At 73.1% G+C, this 19629-nt stretch carries 18 protein-coding genes and 1 pseudogene; 9 read left to right on the forward strand and 10 right to left on the reverse strand.

The genetic code is table 11. The features are described 5' to 3' along the window. Window positions 1-146: 146 nt before the first annotated feature. The 6 genes from C503_RS0131670 to C503_RS0131695 form a co-directional block, all read right to left on the reverse strand. Entirely contained in the window at window positions 147-875 is a 729-nt protein-coding gene (locus tag C503_RS0131670; protein WP_018686252.1) for a VOC family protein, read from the reverse strand. Window positions 876-892: 17 nt separating this feature from the next. Next, complete coding sequence (locus C503_RS0131675; RefSeq protein ID WP_018686253.1) at window positions 893-1465, reverse strand: META domain-containing protein; 573 nt, start codon at window positions 1463-1465, stop codon at window positions 893-895. Next, a complete protein-coding gene (locus C503_RS0131680) occupies window positions 1462-1965 on the reverse strand; it encodes a SigE family RNA polymerase sigma factor (RefSeq protein ID WP_018686254.1) in 504 nt (167 codons plus the stop codon). Before C503_RS0131680 ends, C503_RS0131675 begins: the two co-directional genes overlap by 4 nt. A 66-nt stretch (window positions 1966-2031) precedes the next feature. Next, complete coding sequence (locus C503_RS0131685; RefSeq protein ID WP_018686255.1) at window positions 2032-2739, reverse strand: VOC family protein; 708 nt, start codon at window positions 2737-2739, stop codon at window positions 2032-2034. A gap of 87 nt (window positions 2740-2826) precedes the next feature. Then, complete coding sequence (locus C503_RS0131690) at window positions 2827-3609, reverse strand: maleylpyruvate isomerase family mycothiol-dependent enzyme (protein WP_018686256.1); 783 nt, start codon at window positions 3607-3609, stop codon at window positions 2827-2829. Continuing rightward, a complete protein-coding gene (locus C503_RS0131695; RefSeq protein WP_018686257.1) occupies window positions 3606-4016 on the reverse strand; it encodes an SAV_6107 family HEPN domain-containing protein in 411 nt (136 codons plus the stop codon). The genes C503_RS0131690 and C503_RS0131695 overlap by 4 nt, the downstream gene beginning before the upstream one ends. A 335-nt stretch (window positions 4017-4351) precedes the next feature. Between C503_RS0131695 and C503_RS0131700 the strand changes: the two genes are divergently transcribed. Further along, entirely contained in the window at window positions 4352-4873 is a 522-nt protein-coding gene (locus tag C503_RS0131700) for a YbaK/EbsC family protein (protein ID WP_018686258.1), read from the forward strand. Continuing rightward, window positions 4870-5436, forward strand: coding sequence for a GNAT family N-acetyltransferase (locus tag C503_RS0131705; protein ID WP_018686259.1), 567 nt, complete (start codon window positions 4870-4872; stop codon window positions 5434-5436). The genes C503_RS0131700 and C503_RS0131705 overlap by 4 nt, the downstream gene beginning before the upstream one ends. Before the next feature lie 21 nt (window positions 5437-5457). On the opposite strand, the gene C503_RS0131710 is transcribed toward C503_RS0131705, so the two are convergent. Further along, window positions 5458-7140 (reverse strand): DUF885 domain-containing protein, encoded by a 1683-nt coding sequence (locus tag C503_RS0131710; RefSeq protein ID WP_018686260.1) that lies wholly within the window; start codon window positions 7138-7140, stop codon window positions 5458-5460. A 132-nt stretch (window positions 7141-7272) separates the two neighbouring features. Here C503_RS0131710 and C503_RS41545 point away from each other — a divergent pair, with 132 nt between their 5' ends. Beyond that, on the forward strand, window positions 7273-7920 hold the full coding sequence (locus tag C503_RS41545; RefSeq protein ID WP_018686261.1) for a DUF3153 domain-containing protein: 648 nt from the start codon (window positions 7273-7275) through the stop codon (window positions 7918-7920). 15 nt (window positions 7921-7935) lie between these two features. Here C503_RS41545 and metF read toward each other — a convergent pair whose 3' ends face one another. Beyond that, window positions 7936-8820, reverse strand: coding sequence for a methylenetetrahydrofolate reductase [NAD(P)H] (gene metF / locus C503_RS0131720; RefSeq protein WP_018686262.1), 885 nt, complete (start codon window positions 8818-8820; stop codon window positions 7936-7938). A 153-nt stretch (window positions 8821-8973) separates the two neighbouring features. Here metF and C503_RS0131725 point away from each other — a divergent pair, with 153 nt between their 5' ends. From C503_RS0131725 to C503_RS0131740, 4 genes are all read left to right on the forward strand, one after another. Beyond that, window positions 8974-10095, forward strand: a complete 1122-nt coding sequence (locus C503_RS0131725; protein WP_425393548.1) for a polyprenyl synthetase family protein — start codon at window positions 8974-8976, stop codon at window positions 10093-10095. Window positions 10096-10097: 2 nt separating this feature from the next. Further along, entirely contained in the window at window positions 10098-11615 is a 1518-nt protein-coding gene (gene crtI, locus C503_RS0131730) for a phytoene desaturase family protein (RefSeq protein WP_018686264.1), read from the forward strand. A 76-nt stretch (window positions 11616-11691) separates the two neighbouring features. Beyond that, complete coding sequence (locus tag C503_RS0131735; protein WP_156893649.1) at window positions 11692-13101, forward strand: hypothetical protein; 1410 nt, start codon at window positions 11692-11694, stop codon at window positions 13099-13101. Further along, a complete protein-coding gene (locus tag C503_RS0131740) occupies window positions 13080-14000 on the forward strand; it encodes a phytoene/squalene synthase family protein (RefSeq protein ID WP_018686266.1) in 921 nt (306 codons plus the stop codon). The genes C503_RS0131735 and C503_RS0131740 overlap by 22 nt, the downstream gene beginning before the upstream one ends. Here C503_RS0131740 and C503_RS0131745 read toward each other — a convergent pair. Further along, window positions 13969-14337 (reverse strand): Rv2175c family DNA-binding protein, encoded by a 369-nt coding sequence (locus C503_RS0131745; protein WP_018686267.1) that lies wholly within the window; start codon window positions 14335-14337, stop codon window positions 13969-13971. The two genes, C503_RS0131740 and C503_RS0131745, sit on opposite strands and share 32 nt — an antisense overlap. A gap of 134 nt (window positions 14338-14471) precedes the next feature. Between C503_RS0131745 and C503_RS48230 the strand changes: the two are divergent. Continuing rightward, a pseudogene (locus C503_RS48230) lies at window positions 14472-15587 on the forward strand (protein kinase domain-containing protein); the annotation flags it as partial. Window positions 15588-16871: 1284 nt separating this feature from the next. After that, the gene (locus C503_RS48235; protein WP_245572634.1) at window positions 16872-17891 is read left to right on the forward strand and encodes a Stk1 family PASTA domain-containing Ser/Thr kinase; all 1020 of its coding nucleotides are present in this window, start codon (window positions 16872-16874) and stop codon (window positions 17889-17891) included. A gap of 259 nt (window positions 17892-18150) precedes the next feature. Here the strand turns inward: C503_RS48235 and C503_RS0131760 are convergent, their stop codons facing one another. Next, window positions 18151-19539, reverse strand: coding sequence for a class II 3-deoxy-7-phosphoheptulonate synthase (locus C503_RS0131760; protein WP_018686269.1), 1389 nt, complete (start codon window positions 19537-19539; stop codon window positions 18151-18153). Between the last annotated feature and the right edge of the window lie 90 nt (window positions 19540-19629).

Below are 19629 nucleotides of genomic sequence, written 5' to 3' on the forward strand. Positions count from 1 at the left end.
CACCCGGTCCACCTCGACAGCCGTCAGCTACACACGACCGCCCATCGGGGCCGGAGAAGTTCGCCGGGCCTGGGGGTCATCGTGTTGGCAAGCAAGTCATCCGAGCCAACCAGCCAAGCCCACCGACGACCAGGGGAGCGCGTGGGTCAGCGAGGGGTGAGGACGCAGAACTCGTTGCCTTCGGGGTCGGCCAGGACCGTCCACGGCGCATCCCCCTGCTCGATGTCCACATGGGACGCACCCAGCGCCAGCAGGCGTGACACGGCGGCGGTTTGGCTTTCGCCGGGCCGAGGGGCAAGGTCGAGGTGTACCCGGTTCTTGCCGGGCGGAAGCGCGGGCACGCGGAGGAATTCGAGCCAGGGGCCACGGCCGGTGAGCGAGCGGAGCGAGGCGAACGCGGGTTCGTCGCGGACGATCGGCCAGTCCGTCGCGGCGGCCCAGAAGTTGGCCAGCGGACCCGGGTCGAGGGCGTTGAGGATGATCGCGGCGATCGCGCCCGTGTCGGCGTATTCCGGGCGGGGGTCGAGGGCGCAGAACTCGTTGCCCTCGGGGTCGGCCAGGACCACCCAGGGGGCCTCGCCCTGTCCGATGTCCACATGGGACGCTCCAAGGGACAGTGCCTTGGTCACCAGGGCGGCCTGGGCGGTCGGGGAGATGCTGGGGAGGTCCAGGTGCAGCGGGTTGACCGAGGTTTTCGGGTCCGACACCGGGACGAAGGTCAGGTCCAGCGGCCAACCGTCCATGGCCGGGGCGGTGACGTCGACCTCGGTGGCGTCGCCCTGGGTGATCTCCCATCCGAGCAGGTCGGCCCAGAACCTGGCCAGGGTGGCCGGGTCTCGGGCGTCCACGACCACATTGACCAGGCGCGTCGGCATGAGGTGACAGTAGACGGTCAGTTGGGGCGGGTGTAGACCGCCAGTGCTCGGTGGGCGGCGTCGTAGAAGGTCAGGCGGCCCGCGGTGAGTTCGTAGGTGTCGGCGGTGAGCAGGAGCGGTTCGGCGGACTTGTCCGCGCAGTCGGCGGCGAAGGTGGGGTTCGGGGAGAGCGAGCCGTCGGCGGAATAGCGGCCGGTCAGGCGGGTGCAGCCGTCCGCGGCCTCCCAGCGGCCATCGGCGGTGAAGGTGATGCGCGGGGGTGGGACGCTGGCGGGGACCTGGCTCGGCGGCATCGGGGTCTGTTTGACCGTCGAGACCCACACCCCGGTCAGGTCGACGGAAGCGGTGTTCGGGCGTTCGGCGGCCATGCCGCCCGCGGCGGTGCCCGCGGTCTCGGTGACGCTCAGGGGTGCCAGCACGATGCCGCCGACCGCCAGTGCGGCGAGGACGGTCAGGCCCGCCCCGATGCGACGGTGCCGACGCCGGGTGACGCGCCGGTGGACCGCCTCGACCAGGCCCGCGGCGCTCGGGGCGTGGTCCGCGCCCTCGGCGAACAGGTCGCGCAGCCGCTGTTCGGCGTCGTCGGTCACGACCGTGGCTCCTTCTCGTCGGCCTCGGCCCACGCGGTGCGCAGGGTCGCCAGGGCGCGGGCGGCCTGGGAGCGGACGGTGCTTTCCGCGCACCCCAGCATGTCCGCGATCGTCCGGTCGTCGCGGTCCTCGTAGAAGCGCAGGACCAGGACCGCGCGTTGACGGGGTGGTAGCGCGGACAGTGCTCCCCAGGCCTGGGCGCGCGCGGCGATGCCGTCGGCGTGGTCGGCGGTGCTGGCGTGGGTGAACCAGTTGTCTCCGGGTTCGACGGGGGTCTCGGTGCTGGAGCGGCGGCGGCGCCAGTCCAGGTGGGCGTTGACCAGGATGCGGCGCAGGTAGGCGTCGGGGCGGTCGGCGGCGCGGACGAGGCGCCAACGGCTGTGGGCCTTGAGCAGTGCTGTCTGTACGAGGTCTTCCGCCAGGTGCCGGTCACCGGTGAGCAGGTACGCGAACCGCAGCAGGGACTGCCCCTGGTCCCGCACGTACTCGTCGAAGGTCATCCCCACCCTTTCGCCGCTGACGTGTGGACGGGGTGGGTGCCGGGATCCGCTGCACGCTTCCCGGGATCAGGTGTGGACGGGCGCGGGCAGGACCCGGAACTCGTTGCCCTCGGGGTCGGCGAGGGCCCGGTCGCAGCGGCGGGCGCCCAGGTCGAGCAGGCGGGCAGTGTCGTCGTCCGGTTCGGTGGCGCTGACGTCGAAGCGGACCCGGTTGGGGCCGCGCTTGGGTTCCGGGACGCGCAGGAACTCGATCCACGGGCCGCTGTCCTCGCCTGCGCGCAGTGCGGCCGAGTTCATCTCGGCGTGCAGCAGCGGCCAGCCGGTGGCGGCGGACCAGAAGCCGGCGAGGGCGGCGGGTTCGACGGCGTCGACCACGAGTGCGGCCAGCGGGCCGGTGTGGTGGTAGAGGTCCCCGGGTTCGAGGATGCAGAACTCGTTGCCCTCCGGGTCGCGGAACACCGTCCACGGCACGCCGGGGCCCTGGCCGACGTTGACCGCGCGGGCGCCGACGTCGGCGGCCAGCGAGGTGAGCACCTGGTACTCGTGCGGGCTCTCGGTGGCCAGGTCGAGGTGTACCCGGTTCTTGCCGGTCTTGGCCCGGGGGGCGGGCACGAACAGCAGGTCCAGGCCGCAGCCGCCGAGATCGGGGGCGACCAGCCGGTGGCTGCCGTCGCGGCCGGGGGTGGCCGTGCCGCCGAGCATGATGTACCAGAACTGGGCGGCGGTCGCCGGGTCGCTTGCGTCGATCACGAGGCTCGCCAACCGGGTGGACATATCCGACACCGTAGTCCTGTCGTGGCTCGGCCGAGGGACGCGCTTTTTCCCAGCCCGGTCCCGCGCGTGGCGGGACCGGGGGCCGGGTCAGCGGGTGGCGAGCCGGAGCAGCGCCCACAGCTGGGTGAGCGCGTCCAGGTCGCCCTCGCGGTCGATGTCGTCGCCGAACACCGCGGCCCGGCCCCACAGCCACAGGTAGAGGCGCTGCGGGTCGGCGGTGATGGTGGCGTCGGCGGTCGCGGCGGCCAGCGGCGGTGCGGGTACGGCGGCGGTGCGGCTGGTGGTGACCTCGGCGAGCCAGGTGTGGCCGCCGGTGCGCACGGCGACGGTGGTGTGCCGGGTGCCGGAGACGCCGAGCACGGCCAGCCGGTGGGTGAACCACAGGGTGAGCGCCTCGTCGACGCCATCGATGGCGACGTCGTCGGCGACCGGGGTGATCGGCAGGCCGAGCGCGGCCTGCACGTCGACCCGGTGCACGGTGGCCTCGTGCGCCAGCCTGCGCCGCCAGAAGCCGTAGTCCCGGTGCCGGGGGTGCCAGGTGGCGCACGGGTCCTCCGGGTCGTGCGCCTCCAGCTCGCCGAGCAGTGTGCGCAGCCCGTCGCGCAGGTAGTTCTCCGCGGTCTCGCCGTCGGCGGGCTGCCGTTGCCAGCGGGTGGGGCGTTCGCCGGAGCGGATCCAGGTGACCGCCATGCGCAGCACGCTGCCCAGGTGGCGGGTGGTCTCGCCGACGGTCAGGCCGGGGCAGCCGGGGACCGGCCGGTCGTGGTCGGTGCCCTCGGCGGTGGCGGCGAGCAGGGTGGCCTCGGTCTCCAGTACGTCGAGCAGACGGTCGGGATCGATCAGCGGGGTGCACGGGGACAGCGCGGTCACCGCCCGCCGCCGTGCACGGCACGGCGGATGAGGTGCAGGAACTCGGCGGTCTGGCGGTGCAGGTCGTCGGCGGCGCGCGGCCCGACCCGGCTGGTGATGCCCGCCTGCACGGCGGCGCGGGTGGCCGAGCAGGAGGCGAAGAACGCCGCCCACTCGCGCATCTCGGGGGCGACCGAGGACATCAGGGTCCACACGCTGGTGGGCTTGGCGCGGCCGCGGTGCGGTCTGCCGCGCAGGGCGAGCAGGGCGGCGGCGGCGCGCAGCGCGCACAGGTAGGACTCGGTGAACCGGTGCGCCGGGGTGGCACCTACGTCGATCGCGGCGAACCCGCGTTCGGCCTGGTGGAGCAGGTGCACCGCGGCGGCGGGCGGTGCCTGGGTGACGGGGAAGTCCAGCGTGCTGGTCATCGGGGCCTCCTCGCGTGGGTACGTCGACGGCGGCACGCGGGGGTGCCGGTGGACGTGCGGCGCCGAGGGGAAGCCGGCGTCGCCCGGTGGTGAGGCGCTTCCCCCGCCCCACCACCGGGCATGTCGAACGGATGTTCGAACACTGCCAGCGTAACCCGTGGTAGGCGGGGGTTCAAGCGGTCCACGGTGTGACGCGTGGACCGTTATCTGCGACCGGGGCGGGTCGGGTCGACGGGAGCGGTGGGCACACGGGTGGCGGGTGAGCGGGAAGGGCGGGTGGGACGGGTGGATGTCCGGGTGGGCGGGAGGGGTGTGGGTAATGGTGGGATGGTGCGGTGAGCTCACTCGACCACCGCGCGGTCAAGGAAGTCGCCGAGGCGTTGCGCGCCGCGGGCCTGTCCGCCGCGGCCGACGGGATCCGGGTCCTGGCCGATGACGTCCGTACCGCCGCGGCGGCGGCCGCGGCGCTCGGCGTGCCGGTCGGGGCGATCGCCAACAGCCTGGTGTTCGTGGCCCGGCGCGCGGACGGGGACCGGCCGCTGCTGGTGCTCACCTCCGGCGACCACCGGGCCGACACGGGCCGGGTGGCCGGGTTGGTGGGCGCCGACGAGATCGCCCGCGCGGACCCGGCGTTCGTGCGCGCGCACACCGGCCAGGCCATCGGCGGGGTCGCCCCGGTGGGCCACCCGGAGCCGCTGGAGACGCTGGTGGACCGCCATCTGGAGCGCTATCCGGTGGTGTGGGCGGCGGCCGGGCACCCGAAGACCGTGTTCCCCACCAGCCATGCCGATCTGGTGACGCTGACCGGGGGCACGGCTGCGCGGGTCGGCGCGGAGGAGGATGATCCCTCGACGTGACCGCCGCTCCCTCCCCCAGTGTCGCCCGCTTCGCCGAGCTGACCGGCGACGAGCTGCGGACCCGGCTGCGCGAGGCGCTGGCCCTCTACGTCGCGGCCATGCGCTACCCCAGGGGCACCGCGGAGCAGCGCGCCCCGATGTGGCTGGCGCACATCCTGCGGGTGGGCTGGCGCTGCGTCGGCGCGTTCGACACCGACGACCGGCTGTGCGGCATCGCCTACGGCTACCAGGGCGCGCCCGGCCAGTGGTGGCACGAACAGGTGAAGCGCGGGATCACCGAGCGGCACGGCCTGGAGCAGGCCGAGGAGTGGATGGCGGACTACTTCGAACTGACCGAGCTGCACGTGCGCCCGGACACCCAGGGCCAGGGCATCGGCGGCGAGCTGCTGCGCAGGCTGGTCGGGGGCGCGTCGAACGCGCATGTGCTGCTGTCGACGCCGGAGGGCCCGTCCCGCGCGTGGAACCTGTACCGGCGGCTGGAGTTCACGGACGTGCTGCGGCATTACCAGTTCGCGGGCGACCCGCGCCCGTTCGGCGTCCTGGGGCGCGCGCTGCCGTTCTGACAGCACGCGCCCACAAGGCAATTACAACGCCGCCAGCCGTTCGCGCAGGGTGTCGAGGCCCATGGCGCCCATCTCCAGGGCGTCCTGGTGGAAGGCCTTGAGGTCGAAGGCCGCGCCCTTGCGGGCCCGCACCTCGTCGCGCGCCTGCAGCCAGAGCCGCTCGCCCAGCTTGTAGGTGGCGGCCTGGCCGGGCCAGCCAAGGTAGCGGTCGATCTCGTCGTGCACGTGCGCCGGGTCGGTGATGGTGCGGGTGAGCATGAACTCCAGGCCCAGCTCGGGCGTCCAGCGCTCGCCCTCGTGGAAGCCGAAGCCGCGCGGGATCTCCAGCTTCAGGTGCATGCCGATGTCCACGATCACCCGGGCGGCGCGGAAGATGTGCGCGTCGAGCATGCCGAGCAGGTCGCCGTCGTCGGACAGGTAGCCGAACTCGCGCATCAGGCGCTCGGCGTAGAGGGCCCAGCCCTCGCCGTGCGCGGGCACCCAGCAGAGCAGCCGCTGGAACCGGTTGAGGTTCTCGGCCTGCAGGACGGCGGTGGCCAGCTGCAGGTGGTGGCCGGGGACGCCCTCGTGGTAGACGGTGCTGACCTCGCGCCAGGTGGCGAAGTCCTCGCGGTCGGCGGGCACCGACCACCACATGCGGCCCGGTCGGCTCCAGTCGTCGTTGGGGCCGGTGTAGTAGGCGCCGACGGTCCCGCCGGGCGGGGCGATCCGGCATTCCAGCCGCATCAGCCGGTCGGGGATCTCGAAGTGCACCCCGCGCAGGTCGGCCAGCGCCTGGTCGGACAGGCGCTGCATCCACTCCTCCAGCGCCTTCTGGCCGTGCAGCCGGTAGCGCGGGTCGGCGTCGAGGGCGGCGGCGGCCTCGGCCATGGTGGCGCCGGGCTTGACCCGGCCCGCCACCTCCACCATCTCGGCCTCCAGCCGGGCGAACTCCTCCCAGCCCCAGGCGTAGGCCTCGCGCAGGTCGAGCCGGGCGCCGGTGTACTCGCGGGACCAGAGGGTGTAGCGCTCCTCGCCGACGGCGTCCTCGGCGGGGGCCCGCGGGGCCAGCTCGTCGGCCAGGAAGGCGGCCAGGTCGGCGTAGGCCTGGTTGGCGGCGCGGGCGGCGGCGTCCAGGTCGGCGCGCAGCGTGTCGGGCACCTCGGCGCCCTCGACCCTGGTGGTGAAGAAGGACGGCTGGTCGGTCAGGCCCGCCCAGGTCCGGCACTGCTCGCCGACCTTGCGCACCTGGCGCAGCGCGGCGACCCGGCCGCGGCCCGCCGACTCGCGCAGCGCCGACCGGTAGCCCGCGAGGCAGTCGGGCACGGCGGCGAGCCGGGCGGCGAGGTCGGCCCAGCCCTCCTCGGTGTCGGTGTCCATCAGGTCGAACACCTGGCGCAGGTCCTGCGGAGCGGAGGCGAGCACGTTGAGCGGGGCGAGGTCCTCGCCCGCCTCGTGCAGTTCCAGCTGCAGCCCGATCCGCTCGGCGAACACGGCCTTGGCGTTGGCCTCCGAGTCGTTCGCGGGCTCGGCCGCCGCGACCGCGGCCAGCGCGCGGGCGGCGATCCCGGCGCGCTCGGCGACCCCGTCCGGGGACAGGTCGGGCAGCTCGCGGTCGTGCCCGGGTACTCCGACGATGGTCGCCACGATGGGTTCGGCGGCGGCGAAGTCGTCGACGAAGGTGTCGCAGATGTGGTGCACACCGGCTTGCTGGGAGGAGGACATGCCCGCACGTTACCCAACGGTCGGGGATGGGCGTCGCCAGTCGGCGGCGGGCATGGCGGGCCGGACTGGCAGGATGGCCCGGTGCACCAGGCGATTCGACGACCCCGCTCAGGTTGGCGCAGGTGGGCGGCGTTGGGGCCGCTCGCGCTGCTGGCGCTGTTGACCCTGTCGGGCTGCGTGCGGGTACAGGCCGCGCTGGCGGTGACCGAGGACGACCTGGTGTCCGGCCAGCTGGTGATCGCCTCGGTGGCGGCCAAGCAGGGCGACACCGGACCGACGCTGACGGTCCCGCCGGAGCTCGACGGCAAGGTCACCACCCAGCTGTACACGGCGGACGGCTACGTGGGGCAGACGGTGTCCTTCCAGGGCCTGTCGTTCGCCGACATCACCCTGCTCAGCGACTCGATCACCGAGGGCAAGCAGTACCGGCTCAGCTTCCGCCGCTCCGGCGACCTGGTCACCATGGCGGGCTCGGTCGACCTCACCGAGCTACCGGCGGACCGGTCGGACGTGCAGATCAAGGTGTCGTTCCCGGGCACGATCCGACACACCGACGGCATCAACGACAACGGCACGGTCACCTGGAAGCCCAAGCCGGGCGCGGTGACCGAGTTCGACGCGACCGTCCAGTACACCGACACGTCCGGGGTCTCCTGGACGAAGTGGGTGCTGATCGTCGGCTCCTCGGCGATCGGCGTGGCCCTGCTGGTGCTGGCCCTGGCCTACTTCACCCACCGGCGAGCCGATCGCGCGGCCCGCCGGGAGACCGAACCGGTCTAGTGGTGCCTGCCCGCCTCAGGTGCGGCTGGGGACGAGACCGAGCCGTCCGACGACCTCCTTGGTCGCCTTGGACCGGTTGAACGTGTAGAAGTGCAGGCCGGGCACGCCTTCGGCGAGCAGTCGCTCGCTGACCTCGGTGGCCAGGTCGATGCCCGCGCGGCGGAACGCGGCGGGGTCGTCGGCCAGTGGGTCGAGCAGTGTGGCGATGCGGGCGGGTACCGGCGCGCCGGACAGTTCGACCATCTTGGCCAGGGTCTTGCGGGTGGTGATGGGCATGATGCCGGGCAGCAGGGGGGCCTCGCAGCCGCGGGCGGTGACGCGGTCGCGCAGGCGCAGGAAGTCCTCGGGTTCGAAGAACAGCTGGGCGATGGCGAAGTCGGCGCCCGCGTCGAACTTGCGGATCAGGTTCTCGGTGTCCACGTCGACGTCGTCCGAGCGCGGGTGGCCGTAGGGGAAGGCGGCCACGCCGACGCAGAAGTCGCCCAGCTCGCGGACCAGGCGGACCAGCTCGGCGGCGTACATCAGGCCCTGCGGGTGGGCGACCCACTCGCCGTTGGGGTCGCCGGGCGGGTCGCCGCGCAGCGCGAGGATGTTGCGGATGCCGAGGGCGGCGTACCAGCCGATGACGTTGCGCAGCTCGGCGATGGTGTGGTCGACGGCGGTCAGGTGCGCCATGGAGACCAGGGTGGTCTCGCGGGCGACCCGGCCGGTGGTGCGGATGGTGCGGTCGCGGCTGGAGCCGCCCGCACCGTAGGTGACGGACACGAAGGCGGGGTCGAGGCCCTCCAGTTCGCGGATGGCGTGCCACAGGCGTCGCTCGTCGGCCTCGTCGCGCGGCGGCATGAACTCCACGGAGAACACCGGCCTGCCCACGCGGATCCGCTCCAGCACCGTCGTCATGTGCTCAGGGTAGCGAAGTGTCCGCCCGCTGAGACGGGTCTCCCAGGAGCTGGGCGGCGCAGGACACCGGTCACATCGGCGCACCCCGGCGGGCGGGCACGCGCGTCGGGAGCGGACCATAGCGGCGTGCGGGCTGTGCGCGATACCCAGACGATCGACAATTCCACCGAAGGACCCACCGACTCCACCGAAGGACCCATCGACGTGGCCCTGGCGGCGCATGTGGAGCGGGCGCTGGCGGAGTACCTGGCCGAGCGGCACGCGGGGATGGCCGAGATGGCGCCCTCGTTCGGGTCGGCGGTGGCGTCGCTGTCGGCGTTCGTGCTCGGCGGCGGGAAGCGGATCCGGCCCACGTTCGCCTGGTGGGCGTGGCGTGGCGCGGGCGGTCCCGGGGACGGCGAGCAGGCGCGCGCGGTGTTGCGGGCGGTGAGCGCGTTGGAGCTGATCCAGGCGTGCGCGCTGGTGCACGACGACCTGATGGACGCCTCGGCGGTGCGCCGGGGCAAGCCGACGGTGCACGTGGAGTTCGCCGCGCGGCACCGGGACCGGGGCTGGCGGGGCGACCCGGAGCGGTTCGGCGCGGCGGCCGCGGTGCTGCTCGGCGATCTGGCGCTGGCCTGGGCGGACGACATGTACGTCGCGGCCGGGCTGGCCGCGGACCGGCGGGCGGCGGCGCTGGTGCCGTGGCAGGCGATGCGCGCGGAGATGCTGGCCGGGCAGTACCTGGACGTGCTGACCCAGGCCAAGGGGGACGAGTCGGCGGAGGCGGCGCTGAGCGTGGCGCGGATGAAGACCGCCGCGTACACGGTGGAGCGGCCGCTGCACATGGGGGCGGCGTTGGCCGGGGCGCCGGAGCCGGTGGTGACGGGGTTGCGGGCGTTCGGCGCCGACATCGGGGTGGCGTTCCAGCTGCGCGACGACCTGCTTGGCATGTTCGGCGACACCGACGTGACCGGCAAGCCCGCGGGTGACGACCTGCGCGAGGGCAAGCGGACGCTGCTGATGTCGGAGGGTGTGCGGCGGGCGGACGCGGCGGGCCGGGAGGTGGACGCGCGGGTGCTGCGGTCGGCGCTGGGTGACGAGAACCTGGCCTCGGCGACGGTGGCGCGGGTGCGCGAGCTGCTGGTGGACCTGGGCGCGGTGGCGGCGGTGGAGCGGCGGATCGACGGGTTGACCGAGTCGGCGCTGGCCGCGTTGGGGTCGGTGGAGCTGGCCGAGCCCGCGGGCGAGGTGCTGGCCGGGTTGGCGGTCAGCGCGACCCGCCGGTCCAGCTAGGCGTGGGCACGCGCACGGTGCCGGGCCGTACCGACCACGTCGTGGTGGTGGGGGCGGGTCTGGCCGGGTTGTCCGCGGCGCTGCACCTGGCGGGCGCGGGCCGTGAGGTGACCGTGGTGGAGGCGGCCGCGGCGCCGGGCGGCCGGGCGCGGCGGGAGCGGTTCGGCGGGTACACGGTGGACACCGGCGCGACCGTGCTGACCATGCCGGAGCTGGTGGAGGAGGCGCTGGCGGCGGTCGGCGCGCCGTTCGACCTGGAGCTGACGAAGCTGGACCCGGCCTACCGGGCGCAGTTCGCGGACGGGTCGACGATCGCCGTGCACACCGACGCCGAGGCGATGGCCGCGGAGGTGCGGCGGGTGGCCGGGCCGCGCGACGCCCGCGGCTACCTGCGGCTGCGGGCCTGGCTGACCGACCTGTACCGGGTGCAGCGGGACCGGTTCATCGGCGCCAACTTCGACTCGCCGCTGGACCTGCTGGGCAGGGACCTGGCCCGGTTGGCCGCGCTGGGCGGGTTCGGCAGGCTGGGCCCCGCGGTGGGCAGGCACCTGCGGGACGAGCGGCTGCGCAGGCTGTTCTCGTTCCAGTCGCTGTATGCGGGGGTGCCGCCGAGCCGGGCGTTGGCCGCGTACGCGGTGATCGCCTACATGGACACCGTGGCCGGGGTGTACTTCCCGCGCGGCGGGGTGGGCGCGGTGGCCGAGACGATGGCGGCGGCGGCCGGGCGGGCCGGGGTGCGGTTCCGCTATGCGACGAGCGCGGCGTGGCTGGAGCGGGTGGGCGCGCGGGTGCGCGCGGTGCGGACGACGGCGGGTGAGCGGATCGCGTGCGACGCGGTGGTGCTGACCGCGGACCTGCCCACCGCGTACGGGCTGGTGGGGGTGACGCCGCGGCGGCCGCTGGGGCTGCGGTACTCGCCGTCGGCGGTCGTGCTGCACACCGGCACGACCCGGTCCTGGGACCGGTTGGACCATCACACGATCTTCTTCGGCGCGGCCTGGGAGCGCACGTTCGCCGAGATCACCCGCCGGGGCAGGCTGATGAGCGACCCGTCGCTGCTGGTGACCCGGCCGACCGCGACCGACCCCGGGCTGGCGCCGGAGGGCAGGCAGCAGGTGTCGGTGCTGGCTCCGTGCCCGAACCTGCGGACCGGCCCGGTGGACTGGGCCAGGATCGGCCCGATCTACCGGGACGAGCTGGTGCGCGTGCTGGAGGAACGCGGGCTGACCGGGCTGGGCGCGGCGATCGAGACGCGGGTGCTGGTGACGCCCGCGGACTGGGCGGCGGCGGGGCTGGCGGCAGGCACACCGTTCTCGGTGGCGCACACGTTCGCGCAGACCGGGCCGTTCCGGCCGCGGAACCTGGTGCCCGGGGTGGACAACGTGGTGCTGGCCGGATGCGGCACGACCCCGGGTGTCGGCGTCCCGCCGGTGCTGGTCTCCGGCAGACTGGCGGCTCAGCGGATCGCCGGTCGGGCGCCCGGGGCCGAGCGGCGCGGGCAATCCGTAAGCGGACTGTGAACTTACTTGCAGGTATTCGCCTTGTCCTGCCGCGATAATGCGACGCGGTGAGCTGGGCGCGGACGGGGAGCGGCGAATGCGCGGGGCAGTGCGACGAGGACGGCCGGGTGTCCGGGCGGTGATCACCCTGGCCTGCGCCGCGGCCCTGGTGGCGGGCTGCAGCAACGAGGTGCCCGGCGCGGCGGTGCCCGCCCCGATCACCCCGCCGACGGTGTCCGACGCGGCGCTGCAGGCGGCGCGCGACCTGGCCGAGGCGGGTCTGCTGCGGTTCAAGGGCACGCTCACGGCCGCCTCCGGCGACCTGGTGGGCTTCGACGTGGCGGCCGCGAGCAGCGGCGAGATCGCCGGGTCGATGACCATCAACGACAAGCCAACGCAGCTGCTGGTGGTCGGCGGCGGCATCTACCTGAAGGCGGCGGCCGAGTTCTGGGCGTCGCTGTCCGGGGTCGCCAACGGCCAGAATAAGGGCACCGCGGTGGCCGACCGGTGGGTGAAGGTGCCCGGCGGGCTGATCGGCATGGAGCCTGCGGACGTGTTCACCCCGGTCGCGCTGGGGCAGAGCGTGCTGGTCGACGGGGACAAGGCGGCCGACCCGGTGGACAAGGCCGAGCGGTCGGACCTGGCGGGCGCCAAGGTGGTCAAGGTGCCGCTGGCCAGGGGCACCGCCTACCTGGCCGACGCGGCGCCGCACGGGCTGCTCAAGGTCGAGCTGGACAGTGTGGGCAAGGCCGACGCGACCAAGGTCAAGCAGCTGACCGGCACCGTCGCGGACGGCACCGCCGACCTGGCGAAGTTCTACCAGGACGTGGCCGCGCAGGCGGGCGAGCTGACCGCGCCGGTGGACGTGCTCACCACGGTGCAGGAGGGCGAGCACACCTTCGAGGGCTGCGGGGCGGCCAGCTGCACGATCGTCGTGAACTTCACCAACGGCGGCAAGGCGGCGGTGAAGGTGTCCGTGCGCGGCCGGTGGATCGGCGACAACGCGCCGCTGGGCAACTGCGAGTCGCAGGCCGGTCCGGTCGCGCCGGGGCAGCCGGGCAGTGCGAAGTGCACGGTGGCCACGCCGGAGTGGGTGCAGTTCTTCGCGCGCGCCAACTCGGTGCCCGGCAACCACCCGTACAGCGTGGAGTGGTCGACGGTGGTGCTGGCCGACGCGCCGGACCTGGCCGCGGTGACCGCGCTGGCCAAGGCGGCGCCCGCGAGCGCGCAGAACAAGCAGGCAGAGGGCTCGCATTACGTGTACGCGATCGTGTTCGGGCAACAGGTGTTCAAGTACGGGGTGGTGGCGGGCAAGTTCTGGTCCGACACCGCGGGCCAGCAGCTGAACTACTGCCTGGGCGCGACCGGCTCGGTGTGCCGGGTGGACCTGGTGACCGCGACCGGTGACGCGGCGTCGGCGCAGGGGCTGTTGAAGCAGCTGGTCGACACGTACCGCAACGCGAAGGGGCAGTGCCCGCCCGCGCAATGGGTGGGGTGCGCGCGCTGAGCGGGGATCTCACGGCGGCCTACGCGGCCGGGCGCGCGCTCAACGCCGTGCACGGCCGTAGTTACTACCTGGCCACGCGGTTGTTGCCGCCCGCGCGGCGTCCGGCGGTGCACGCGTTGTACGGGTTCGCGCGGGTGGCGGACGAGATCGTGGACGATCCCGGTCCTGATCCGGCGGCGGATCTGTTGGAGTTGGAGCGCGCGCTCAAGAGTGCGCTGGACGGTGTGCCCGGGGCGTTACCGGTGTTGTTGGCGTTGGCCGACACCGTTGAACGCCACGGCATAGACCGTGACCTGTTCGGACAGTTCCTGTACTCGATGCGGATGGACCTGACCGTCACCGACTACGCAGATCTGGCCGAGTTGGCCCGCTACACACACGGTTCCGCGGGTGTCATCGGTCTGATGCTGCTGCCCGTGCTCGGCACCGTGTGTCCCGCCGAGGAAGCCGCACCTTACGCGGCGCGGCTGGGCGAGGCGTTCCAGCTGACGAACTTTCTGCGCGACGTCGGTGAAGACCTCGACCGCGGGCGCGTCTACCTGGCCGCCGACCACCTGGCCGCGTTCGGTGTGGACCGCGAACGGCTGCTGTGGGCGCGTACACACGGCCCGGACCGGGCGATCCGACGGGCGATGGCGCATTTCGCCGCACACACGCGGGCGGTCTACCGCGCCGCCGAGCCCGGGATCGCGTTGCTGGACCCGGTGTCGCGGCCGTGCGTGGCGACCGCGGCTCGCCTGTACGCGGCGATCCTGGACGAGATCGCGGCGGCGGACCACGACGTGGTGACCCGCCGGGCGGTGGTGCCCGCCCGGCGGCGGCTGATGGTGGCGGTACCCGGGGTGGCGCGCTGCGTGGCGGCCCGGGTCAGAACGCGAGGGCCTGGGCGCGGCGCTTGACCTCCCGGCCCCGGTCGCCGCGCAGCGCGTCGATCGGCCTGCCGGGCAGCGACTCGTCGGGGGTGAACAGCCAGCTCAGCACCTCACCAGGGCTGAACCCGGAGTCGTTGAGCACGGTGATCGTGCCGGACAGGCCCTTGACGATGTCACCGGTGTCGGTGATGAACTCGGCGGGCACCAGCAGCACCCCGGCGCGGCGGACCGCCAGCAGCTGGTGGTCGCGCAGGGCCTGGTGCACGTGGGTGATGGGCTGATCGAGGCGGACGGCCACATCCGGCAGCGGCAGCACGGGAACCTCGGGGTCGAGCACGTCGTCGGCGACGGGAAGAGAACTCACGGCTGACAACCATGCCACATCCACGCCCGCTGAGCAGGTACCTTCCCGCCCGCGCGGATCGCGCACCGCGACCGGGTGGTGACGCGCGAGTCCCCGGCCCCCGGCGAAAGTCACATAAACGTGGGGGCGCCCACATGCCCCGCTCGGTCTCCGTACGATCCACTCTTGTGGAGGACAAGGGCCCGAGCCTGATCGGGGCGCTGCTGGAGCAGCGCTACCGCGTCGACGCGCCGCTGGCGCGCGGCGGGATGTCGGCGGTCTACCGCGGCCTGGACACCCGCCTGGACCGACCGGTCGCGATCAAGGTGATGGACGCCCGGTTCGCCGACGACCAGACCTTCGTGGAGCGCTTCGAGCGCGAGGCCCGGTCCGCGGCCAAGATTCACCACCCGAACGTGGTGGCCGTGCACGACCAGGGCCTCGACGGCGAGAACGTGTACCTGGTGATGGAGCTGGTCAGCGGCGGCACCCTGCGCGACCTGCTGGCCGAACGCGTCCGGCTGCCCACCCCGCTGGCCGTGGCCATCATGGAACCGGTCGCCTCGGCACTGGCCGCCGCGCACCGGGCGGGCCTGATCCACCGCGACGTGAAGCCGGAGAACGTGCTCATCGGCACCGGCGGCGTGGTCAAGGTCGCCGACTTCGGCCTCGTGCGCGCGGTGGCGAGCGTGGGCACCACCAAGAGCAGCGTGATCCTGGGGACGGTGTCGTACCTGTCGCCGGAACAGGTCACCACAGGGTCGGCTACCGCGCGTGGGGACGTGTACTCGGCGGGGATCGTCCTGTACGAGGCCCTCACGGGTATGCCGCCCTACTACGGGGACAGCGCACTGTCCGTGGCCTATCGGCACGTGAACGACGATGTGCCGCCGCCCAGCGCCTCTGTGCCGGGCATCCCCCCGATCCTGGACGACTTGGTCGTACGTGCGACGCGGCGTGATCCGGCCGCGCGCCCCGCTGATGGGGCTGCTCTGCTGATGGAGCTGCAACGCGTGCGGGCGGCGTTGTCGCTGCCTCGGATGCGGATCCCGGTACCGCAGCCTATGCAGGTCGACGGGACGGTCCAGGTGTCGAGCGCGCCTATCGCGGCGGTCTCGGGCAGTGTGCCCCGGTCGAACGGTGTGTGGACGCCACCGCCTGGGGCGCCCGGTTATCCGGCGGCCCGGATCGACGGTCCTGGCACGGGCGGCTACGCGCCCGCGTGGCCGGGCAGCGGCCCGATGGGCCCTGGTGTGCCTGCCGCGGGCATCGCGCCTGGGCATGGGCCGGTGGGGATGCCCGGACACGGACAGCCGCCCGGTTACGGCTCAGTCGCTCAGGGCCCCGGCAACCCGCCCGCTGCGCCCGGTGGGATGCCTGGGCATGGCGCCCCGGACACGTTCGGGCAGGGTCCCGCCTACACGCCCATGCACAGCACGCCCGGGATGCCCGGCCACAGCTTCGCGCAGGGCTCCGCAGGCCACCACGCATCCGGCGCGATCGGCGGAGTACCCGGCGGTCAGGGCGTCGCGCCCGCGCCGGGCATGGCAGGACCGGCCGACTCGACCGGCCACGGCACCGGCACGCCCGGACACGAACTCCCGCCCGGGACAACAGGCACACCCGGACCTGGCCTGCCGGGCCAGGCGGGTCAGGGCGTGGGCAACACGCCCGGCGAACAGGGCGCTGCATCCGCGCAGGGTATGGCCGGACAGGGATCGGTCGACCCGACCGCACCCGGACATGGGCCCGGGACAACGGGAACACCCGGACACGGCCTGCCCGCCCACGGGCCGGGCAGCACGCCCGACCACGGCGACACCTCCGCGACAGGCCCCACCGATCCGACCGGTCACAGCACCGGCCCCGGACTCGTTCCCGGAACGACAGGCACACCCGGCCACGGCATATCCAGCCTGGCGGACCAGGGATCAGGCAGCACGCCCAGCCCCGGAGTGTCAGGGCAAGACCCGGCCCACACGCCGTCGTCCGGCCCCACGACACCCGGCCACGGCATCCCCGGGACCGCGAACGCCTCCGGCGAAAACTCCGCGTCCGAGCACAGTGCGGAACGCACGCCCGATCAGGGGCAATCCGCCACTCCTGGTCAGAGCAATCCGGGCCAGAGCACGCCATGGCCGAGCGGCCCGATACCGACGCAGGCCGGACAACCGAACACCGACCCGTCCTGGCCTGGCACGACCGAGTCGAACACCACCGGTCCCGACACACCGGCCTCCGACGCCGCCGCCGAGTCCGGCGCGCCGCAGGCGTGGCCCGCCGACGGTGCCGCCGACCAGACGAAGAAGGGTCCCGCGCACGCGGCACCGGAGGGCGACGACGATCCGGAGGCGACGGTCAAGGTGCCGCGCTCCGCGATTCCGGACGCCCAGCCCGACGACGACACCACGGTCCGCACGGACTCGACCGTGCAGACCGCGCCGCCGTCCGGACCATTCCCGCAGACCGGCTACGGACAGGTCCCGCATTCGCCCACGATTGTCCGACAGGTTCCCTCGGGTTTCTCGGCGATGGGCCCTCAGGGCACTCGGGCGATGCTGCGCTCCGATCTGGAGAAGGTGATCGAGTCAGTCGACCAGCGGCCGCCCACCGGTCCGCATCCGATCCAGTACAACACCGGCGGTATCCCGGTTCCGAACACCGGCGGGGTCCCGGTCCAGCGCCCGGTGAACAAGACCCGGCGGCTGATCATCCTGAGCATTGTCGGGGTGCTGCTGCTCGGGGTTCTCGGCACCGGCATCTGGTGGTTCAGCTCCGGCCGCTACACCGAGGTACCGACCCTGACCGGCCAGGACTCGACGGTCGCGCAGCAGGCCGTGCGCGCGGCGAACCTGAGCCCGCACGTCACCACGGTCCGCGACAACAAGGTCGCCGCGGGCGTCGTCATCAGCAGCGACCCGGCCGCGGGCGTCGAGGCACTACGCGGTGACGAGGTCAACCTGGTGGTCTCCGCGGGCCGCCCGGTGGTCCCCGACGTCCCCGGCGGCTCGACCCGCGAGGACGCCGAACAGGCCGTGCGCGCCGAGGAGCTCCAACCCCAACTGGACGACTCGAAGAACGTCTACGACGACTCGATCACCCAGGGCAAGGTCGTGAAACTGGACCCGCCCGCGGGCACCGCCCTGGACATCGGGCAGCGGGTCGTGCTCGTGCTGAGCAAGGGCCCGGCCCCGAAACCGGTCCCGAACGTCCGCGGCCAAACCCGCGACGAGGCCTTCCGCCAACTCACCCAGGCCGGTTTCCAGCCATACGACGGCCAACCGGAGTTCTCCCCGGACATCGACAGCGGCCGCGTCGTCCGCACCGACCCACCCCCGGACACCAAGATCGACTCAGCAGGCAACATGCGCGTCGCCGTCGTGATCTCGAACTCGGTCGCCGTCCCGGACATCACCGGCCGCACGATCCCCGAGGCCCAGGCGATCCTGCAACAAGCGGGCCTGCAACTTGACCTGCAGCCCTTCTCCAACCCCAACGGCCGCATCTTCAACCAGAACCCCGGCCCCACCACCCGCGTCCAGTCCGGCAGCAAGGTCACCGCCTTCGCCCTCTGACCCAGCCTGCCCCGAGGCACGCCCCCACCCACCCGGGGGGCAAACCCGCCCTATACGAGGAACCCTAGGCGTCCGGGCCTGCTGTCAATATCCCCCGACCGTGACCTGTGGATGGATCCGCGAGGTTGTGGACAACCCACCTCAACGCCCCATCCCGGCTCGGCCCAGCCGACCTGTGGACGACTCGGCAGCCATGTGGACAACCCACAAAACAAACAGCGGCGGTCATCCAAGGACGACCGCCGCTGCCGAACAACATCTACGAGCGGAGCATCTCCGCCACCAGGAACGCCAGCTCCAACGACTGCTGCGTGTTCAGCCGCGGATCGCAAGCAGTCTCGTACCGCCCGGCGAGGTCCGCGTCCGAGATCTCCTGGGCGCCGCCCAGGCACTCGGTCACGTCCTCGCCCGTCAGCTCCACATGGATGCCGCCCGGGTGCGTGCCCAGCCGCCGGTGGACCTCGAAGAAGCCCTGGACCTCGTCCACGATCCGGTCGAAGTGCCGCGTCTTGTACCCGGTCGAGGACTCGTGCGTGTTGCCGTGCATCGGGTCGCACTGCCAGATGACGCGGTGTCCGGAGGCCTCGACCTTCTCCACGATCGCGGGCAGCACGTCGCGGACCTTGCCGTTGCCCATGCGGCTGATCAGCGTCAGCCGTCCGGGCTCGTTGCGCGGGTCGAGCCGTTCCACGTACTCGACCGCCAGCTCCGGCGAGGTGCCGGGGCCGATCTTGAGGCCGATCGGGTTGGCCAGCAGTTCGGCGAAGGCGATGTGGGCGCCATCGAGCTGGCGGGTGCGTTCGCCGATCCACAGGAAGTGCGCGGACAGGTCGTACAGCTTGGGATCGGGGCTGGTCGAGTCCAGGCGGAGGAGGGCGCGCTCGTAGTCGAGCAGCAGGGCCTCGTGGCTGGCGAAGACCTCGACGCTGTGCAGGGAGCTGTCCTCGACGCCGCAGGCCTGCATGAAGCGGAGGCCGCGGTCGATCTCGGTGGCCAGCGCCTCGTAGCGCTCGCCTGCGGGCGAGGTGCGGACGAAGTCGCGGTTCCAGTCGTGCACCTTGGTGAGGTCGGCCATACCGGCGCCGGTGAGGGCGCGCAGCAGGTTCATCGCGGCGCCCGCGTTGGCGTAGGCGCGCAGCATCCGGCCCGGGTCCGGGACGCGTGCCTCGGGGGTGGCGACCAGGGAGTTGACGATGTCGCCCCGGTAGACCGGCAGGCCGAGCGCGTCGGTCTTGTTGGACCGGGGCTTGGCGTACTGGCCCGCGATCCGGCCGACCTTGACGACCGGGAGGCTGGCACCGTAGGTGAGCACGACGGCCATCTGCAGCAGGGTGCGGATGTTGCCGCGGATGTGCGGCTCGGTGTTGTCCACGAAGGTCTCGGCGCAGTCACCACCCTGCAGCAGGAACGCCTCGCCGCGGGCGACCTCCGCGAGGCGGTCGTGCAGCCGGTCGATCTCCGCGGGCACGGTGATGGGCGGGACGCTCTCCAGCAGGGTGCGCACGCGGCGCACCTGCTCGCCGTCGGGCCACTCGGGCTGCTGGGCAGCGGGGCGGGACAGGGCGTCGTCGAGTCGGGTGCGCAGTGCGGGCGGCAACGGCGGAAGTTCCGGGAGCGTGTCCACCGGCACGTCGACGGTCCAGTTCACGACATCAGCGTAGGAGACAGGGCAACCGGGTTGACGGCCGGGACGGCCGGCGGAAATTGGTACCGGGGGTGGGCACGGCGAGTTGCAGAC

It is taken from the genome of Actinokineospora enzanensis DSM 44649 (assembly GCF_000374445.1).
GTDB lineage: Bacteria > Actinomycetota > Actinomycetes > Mycobacteriales > Pseudonocardiaceae > Actinokineospora > Actinokineospora enzanensis.

Excerpts from the sequence above, each read along its gene's own strand:
- C503_RS0131670 (WP_018686252.1), bottom strand. The coding sequence starts at position 875 with ATGCCGACGCGCCTGGTCAATGTGGTCGTGGACGCCCGAGACCCGGCC.
- metF (WP_018686262.1), bottom strand. The coding sequence starts at position 8,820 with ATGACGACGGTGCTGGAGCGGATCCGCGTGGGCAGGCCGGTGTTCTCC.
- C503_RS0131685 (WP_018686255.1), bottom strand. The coding sequence starts at position 2,739 with ATGTCCACCCGGTTGGCGAGCCTCGTGATCGACGCAAGCGACCCGGCG.
- C503_RS0131740 (WP_018686266.1), top strand. The coding sequence starts at position 13,080 with ATGGGTGGGGTGCGCGCGCTGAGCGGGGATCTCACGGCGGCCTACGCG.
- C503_RS0131680 (WP_018686254.1), bottom strand. The coding sequence starts at position 1,965 with ATGACCTTCGACGAGTACGTGCGGGACCAGGGGCAGTCCCTGCTGCGG.
- C503_RS0131735 (WP_156893649.1), top strand. The coding sequence starts at position 11,692 with ATGCGCGGGGCAGTGCGACGAGGACGGCCGGGTGTCCGGGCGGTGATC.
- C503_RS0131695 (WP_018686257.1), bottom strand. The coding sequence starts at position 4,016 with ATGACCAGCACGCTGGACTTCCCCGTCACCCAGGCACCGCCCGCCGCC.
- C503_RS0131710 (WP_018686260.1), bottom strand. The coding sequence starts at position 7,140 with ATGTCCTCCTCCCAGCAAGCCGGTGTGCACCACATCTGCGACACCTTC.
- C503_RS48235 (WP_245572634.1), top strand. The coding sequence starts at position 16,872 with ATGCTGCGCTCCGATCTGGAGAAGGTGATCGAGTCAGTCGACCAGCGG.